The organism is Pseudomonas sp. SWRI179 (assembly GCF_014268705.1).
Classification (GTDB): Bacteria; Pseudomonadota; Gammaproteobacteria; order Pseudomonadales; family Pseudomonadaceae; genus Aquipseudomonas; species Aquipseudomonas zanjanensis.
Genome location: NZ_JABWRA010000109.1, coordinates 1 through 5,379, shown reverse-complemented (window position 1 = coordinate 5,379; position 5,379 = coordinate 1). Strand labels below are relative to the sequence as shown.

Below are 5,379 nucleotides of genomic sequence, written 5' to 3'. Positions count from 1 at the left end.
CCGGTGCCGACGGCAAGCCGGTCACCGCGCAAAACGGTCCGGTGACCGTGACGCTGGAAAGCGGCAAAACCATCACCATCGCTGCCGGCGCTAGCTCGGGTGCGTTGGATGTAGCCGTCGGCAACGACGTCTACCAAGGCCCGACCACCGTCACTGAGTCGATCAAAGATGCATCCGGTGGCAACCTCGAAGCCATCGCGCCTAACACCGCACCAGTTAGCACTGTCGTCAGCGATGTCAACGACACCACCACCGTGACGTTGACCGCCACACCAACCGTGAACGAAAACGGTACGATCACCTACACCGCCACCCTGACCAGTGCAGACGGCAAACCCGTCACGGCACAAAACGGTCCGGTCACCGTGACGCTGGAAAGCGGCAAGACCATCACCATTGCAGCGGGCGCTAGCTCGGGTGCGTTGGATGTCGCGGTCGGAAACGACGTCTACCAAGGCCCAACCACCGTCACCGAGTCGATCAAAGATGCATCCGGCGGCAACCTCGAAGCCATCGCTCCAAACACCGCGCCAGTCAGCACCGTGGTCAGCGACGTCAACGACACCACCACCGTGACGTTGACCGCCACACCGACTGTCAATGAAAACGGCACGATCACCTACACCGCCACCCTGACCGGCCCTGACGGCAAACCCGTCACCGCACAGAACGGTCCGGTGACAGTCACGCTCGACAGCGGCAAGACCATCACCATCGCCGCTGGCGCAAGCTCGGGCATCTTGGACGTAGCCGTTGGCAACGATGTCTACACCGGCGCGCCGTCCATCTCCGAGACGATCAAATCGGCCTCCGGGGGCAACCTCGAAGCCATCGCAGTCGATAAGACCGGCGCGTCGACGGCCGTGGGCGACACTGTCGACAACACCAGCGTCAGCATCACCGGCAGCACATCGGTCACCGAAGGCCAAGCAGCGACATACACCGTCAGCCTGACGAACCCGGCGCAAACCGAAGTGACGCTCAAGATCGTCTACAGCGGCACCGCCGCCGACGGCACGGACTTCACCGGTGTCTACACCGTGAAGATCCCGGCCAACGCCACCAGCGCGACCTTCAACGTGGCGACGCTGGATGACAAGATCACCGAAGGCACCGAAAACTTCGTGGTCAGGATCGACTCGGCCACCGGTGGCAACTTCGAGCACCTGGCGGTCAGCGGCACCAATGGCAGCGTCAGCACCTCGATCATCGACAACGATGCACCGCCGGTACTCGACCTGGACGCCAACAACTCCAGCGGCAAGACCGGTGCCGATTACCAGGTGACCTTTACCGAAGGCACCACCGGCCCGGGCGTGTCCATCGGCGACACCGACCTGAAGATCACCGACCCGGACAGCACCATGCTGACCGGCGCCACCATCGTGCTGACCAACCGTCAGCCTGGCGATCATCTGAACCTGGGCAATAGCGTCAACGGCATCAGCATCAACGCCAACAGCACCGACGGCAAAGTCGTCCTGACGCTGACAGGCAATGCAACGCTGGCCGACTACATGCAGCAGATCAAGAACATCAGCTTCATCAACAACAGCGAAGATCCGAGCACCGTACCGCGCGTCATCACCGTGACGGTGACCGACGGCACGAGCTATTCCAACACGGCGACCACCACCGTGAACGTGGTCGGGGTCAACGACTCACCCGTAGCCACCGGTGGCGCGGTGACCGGTACCGAAGACACTTCACTGGTCCTCGGCTGGTCGACGTTCGGCATCAGCGACGTGGACAGCGCCGCCGCCAGCCAAGGTGTGAAAATCACCGGGCTGCCGGGTGACGGCAAGTTGCAGTACCTGGACGGCGCAACCTGGAAGGACGTGGCCGACAACCAGACCTTCACCAAGGCGGACATCGACGCTGGCAAGCTGCGCTTCACCCCCGATGCCAACGAATCCGGTGCCAACGGCAACCCGGCCGGCGTGGGCGATCAAAAGGCCGACTACGCGCAAATCAGCTTCCAGCCAACCGACGGCCAGACGCTGGGCAATACCGGCACCGTGAAGATCGACATCACGCCGGTCGCCGACGCACCGAGCCTCAACGTGGCCGGCAACAACGTGACCTCCACCGGTTTGATCAAGGAAGTCTGGACCGGCCTGTCGGGCCTGGGCACCGATGGCAGCGGCGCGCCGTCCGGCACGCTCAAGTCGGTGATCGATGCCGCCGGCACGCCGAACAGCAGCACCAATGTGAGCAACGTTCAGAACGACGGCAACGTCAATCCGGGCACCGCGTCGAAAACTTCAGGGCTGATTTTCCTCGAGGCCGGCAAGACCTACACCTTCAGCGGCACGGGCGATGACAGCCTGCTGGTGACCATCGGCGGCAAGACCGCCGCGGCAACCACGTGGGGTGCGGGCGGTCAGTTGAACGGTTCGTTCACGCCAACCGCCAGCGGCTACTACACCCTGGACATCTACCACCACAACCAGACCGGCCCGGGCAGCTACGACGTGAACCTGTCGGTCAACGGCAGCACGCCAGTGGACCTGAGCAATGCCGGCGTGCCGCTCTACACCGGTGTGACCGACCTGGCGAACGCCGGCGTGACCGTCTCCGACCTGCACGGCACCAACGGCGAAGGCTACTACGACGGCTTCAAGCTCAACGAAGGCGCCGAAGGCACCAGCGTGCACCTGTCGAAGATCACCACCGCCCTGACCGACACCGACGGCTCCGAAAGCCTGAGCGTGAAGATCGGTGGCATTCCGGAAGGCAGCGTACTGACCGACGGCGCCGGCCATACCGCGACCGTGGGCAGCAACGGCGAAGCCTCGGTCACCGGCTGGAACCTGGGCAGCCTCACCCTGACCCCACCGACCTACTACCACGGCCAGTTCAACCTGACCGTAACCTCGACGTCCACCGAAGCCCTTGGCGGCTCGGCGGTCAGCACGGCGCAGATTCCCGTCACGGTGTATCCGGCCACTTACAACGCAATCACCGCCACGTCCGGTAGTGACAATGTCACGGGGACCGATGGCAACGACATCGTGGTCGCCGACATCGGTGGGCTGACCGTCGTGCCAGGGGTCAACTACAACATCGCCTTCATGGTCGACAGCTCCGGCAGCATGAGCGACTCGTCCGTCGCCGCCGCGAAGAACTCGTTGACCCAAGTGTTCAACACTCTCAAGCAGAGCCTGGGCAGCAACTCAGGGACTGTGAACATTTTCCTGGCGGACTTCGATAACCAGGTCAACAAGAACGTTGCGGTCAACCTCAACGATCCGAACGCGCTGACACTGCTCAAGAACGTGCTCGACTCGATGGTGTCCGGCGGCAATACCAACTATGAAGACGTGTTCAAGACCACCGCAAACTTCTTCAACAGCACCCAGGCCCTGAGCAATACCGGGGCGAAGAACCTGACGTATTTCATCACCGACGGTGAGCCAACGCGCTACCAGTCCGGCGAACAGCCGAACCCAGTGTTGTACGGCACCGTCAAGCTCGACGACGTCCTGAGCGCGGCCAACTACACCGTTGGCAAGTACTACACCCAGACGATCGACAGCACACACAAATTCATCATCGAAGAAAATGGGGACATGTACCTGTCCATCAAGAACGGCAAGAATTGGAATGAAAACTACGTCGGCACGGTGCATGCCGAGGGTAATGGCACGTTCGAATTCTCCAACCAGGCCGGCGGCTGGTGGGGCGACTCCTCGGCAGCAGACGGCTCAGCGGCCAGCTTCACGCTGCTCAAAGGTCTGAGTAACGTTGAAGCCATCGGCCTGAACAACGGCGTCACCCTGTCCGATCTCGCCCCCTACGACTCGGATGGCAAGCCGCAAACCAACATCGACCCGAGCAACCTGGCCAACTCCATCATCGGCCACACCGAAGCGACCCTGCCGGGTGCCGATACGGTCAACGGAGGCGAAGGCAACGACATCCTGTTCGGCGACCTGGTGAGCTTCAATGGTGTTGCGGGTGAGGGCTACCAGGCCATCCAGGCCTTCGTCGCCAAACAGAGCGGCGTGGACGCCAGCAAGGTCACCACCAGCAATGTGCACCAGTACATCACCGAGCACTACACCGCGTTCGATGTGTCCGGTGCCCACGATGGCAACGACACCCTGCTGGGCGGCGCCGGCAACGACATCATCTTCGGCCAGGGCGGCAACGACACGCTCAACGGTGGCAAGGGCAACGACATCCTGTTGGGTGGCACGGGTAACGACACTCTGATCGGCGGCCAGGGCAATGACACCCTGATCGGTGGCCTGGGGGGCGATACCTTTGTCTGGAAGTCCGGCGACACCGGCAATGATGTGATCAAGGACTTCAAGGTCGCCGACGGTGACCGGATTGACCTGCGGGACCTGTTGCAGGGCGAAACCGGCAGCACCATCGACCACTTCCTGAAAATCAGCACGGTCGATGGCGTGTCATCCCTGCAAGTCAGCACCACCGGCCAGTTCAATGCGGCCAACGGTGCGGCGACGCCGGACGTGACGATCAAGCTTGAGGGCAACAACTGGTCGAACATGAACCTGAACACGCTGATCGCCGGCAGCGACCCGACCATCAAGATCGATCACAACAACAGCTGAAGCTGACACCCGTAGCTAGGGAGCTTGCTCCCGCTGGGGCGCGAAGCGCCCCTGTTTTTTAGGGCTGCTGCGCACTCAAGCGGGAGCAAGCTCCCTCGCCACGGGATAAGTGTTCATACTCCCCCCCAAGTTGGCCTATGCTGCCCAGCATGACGCCGCTTCATACATGAGGGATGCCCGATGTTTTATGTGCAACGCGATGCACAAGGCCTGCTGGTGCGCGTAGAAGCCACCGCCTACGCCGAGGCCACCGAGACCTTGCCGGCCGACAACCACGAGATCCAGGACTGGTTCGCCAACCAGGCGGTGGAAAACAGCCTCAAGCAACTCAAGCAAAGCGACCTGGAAATGATTCGGGTGCTCGATGACTTGATCCAGGTGCTGACCAGCAAGGGCGTCATCCGCGTCACCGATCTGCCACCGGCGGCCCAGGCCAAGTTGATGGATCGCAACCAGGCCCGTGAAGCCTTGGGCGGGTTGAGTCGGTTGATCGATGATGATGAGAAGGGGTTGATCTAGCCTGCCACGTCGTTCCAGGCAGTACACAGCACCTGTGGCGAGGGTTTTGGGTTTTCTGGGCGGACGCCTTCGCGAGCAGGCTCGCTCCCACACAGGTTTTGGTCATTTATAAGATCAATGTCCACCGCCGATCCTGTGGGAGCCGAGCTTGCTCGCGATGGCGGTAGGTCTGCTTGCACTAATGCGTGAGCAAGCTCGTTCCCACAGTGTTTACCGCGGATCAATCTGTACCGTGATGGCTGGGAAAGCTTTTGTGGCGAGGGAGCTTGCTCCCGCT

1 protein-coding gene and 1 pseudogene are annotated in these 5,379 nt (G+C 61.8%); both read left to right on the top strand.

All coding sequences use genetic code 11. From position 1 onward, the window contains the following. Positions 1 to 4,583 (top strand): annotated as a pseudogene (locus tag HU767_RS28385) (LapA family giant adhesin); the annotation flags it as partial. A 180-nt stretch (positions 4,584 to 4,763) separates the two neighbouring features. Beyond that, entirely contained in the window at positions 4,764 to 5,102 is a 339-nt protein-coding gene (locus HU767_RS28380) for a hypothetical protein (RefSeq protein WP_014335964.1), read from the top strand. Positions 5,103 to 5,379 lie beyond the last annotated feature (277 nt).

Coding starts and splice junctions, on each gene's coding strand:
- HU767_RS28380 (WP_014335964.1), top strand. CDS start 4,764: ATGTTTTATGTGCAACGCGATGCACAAGGCCTGCTGGTGCGCGTAGAA.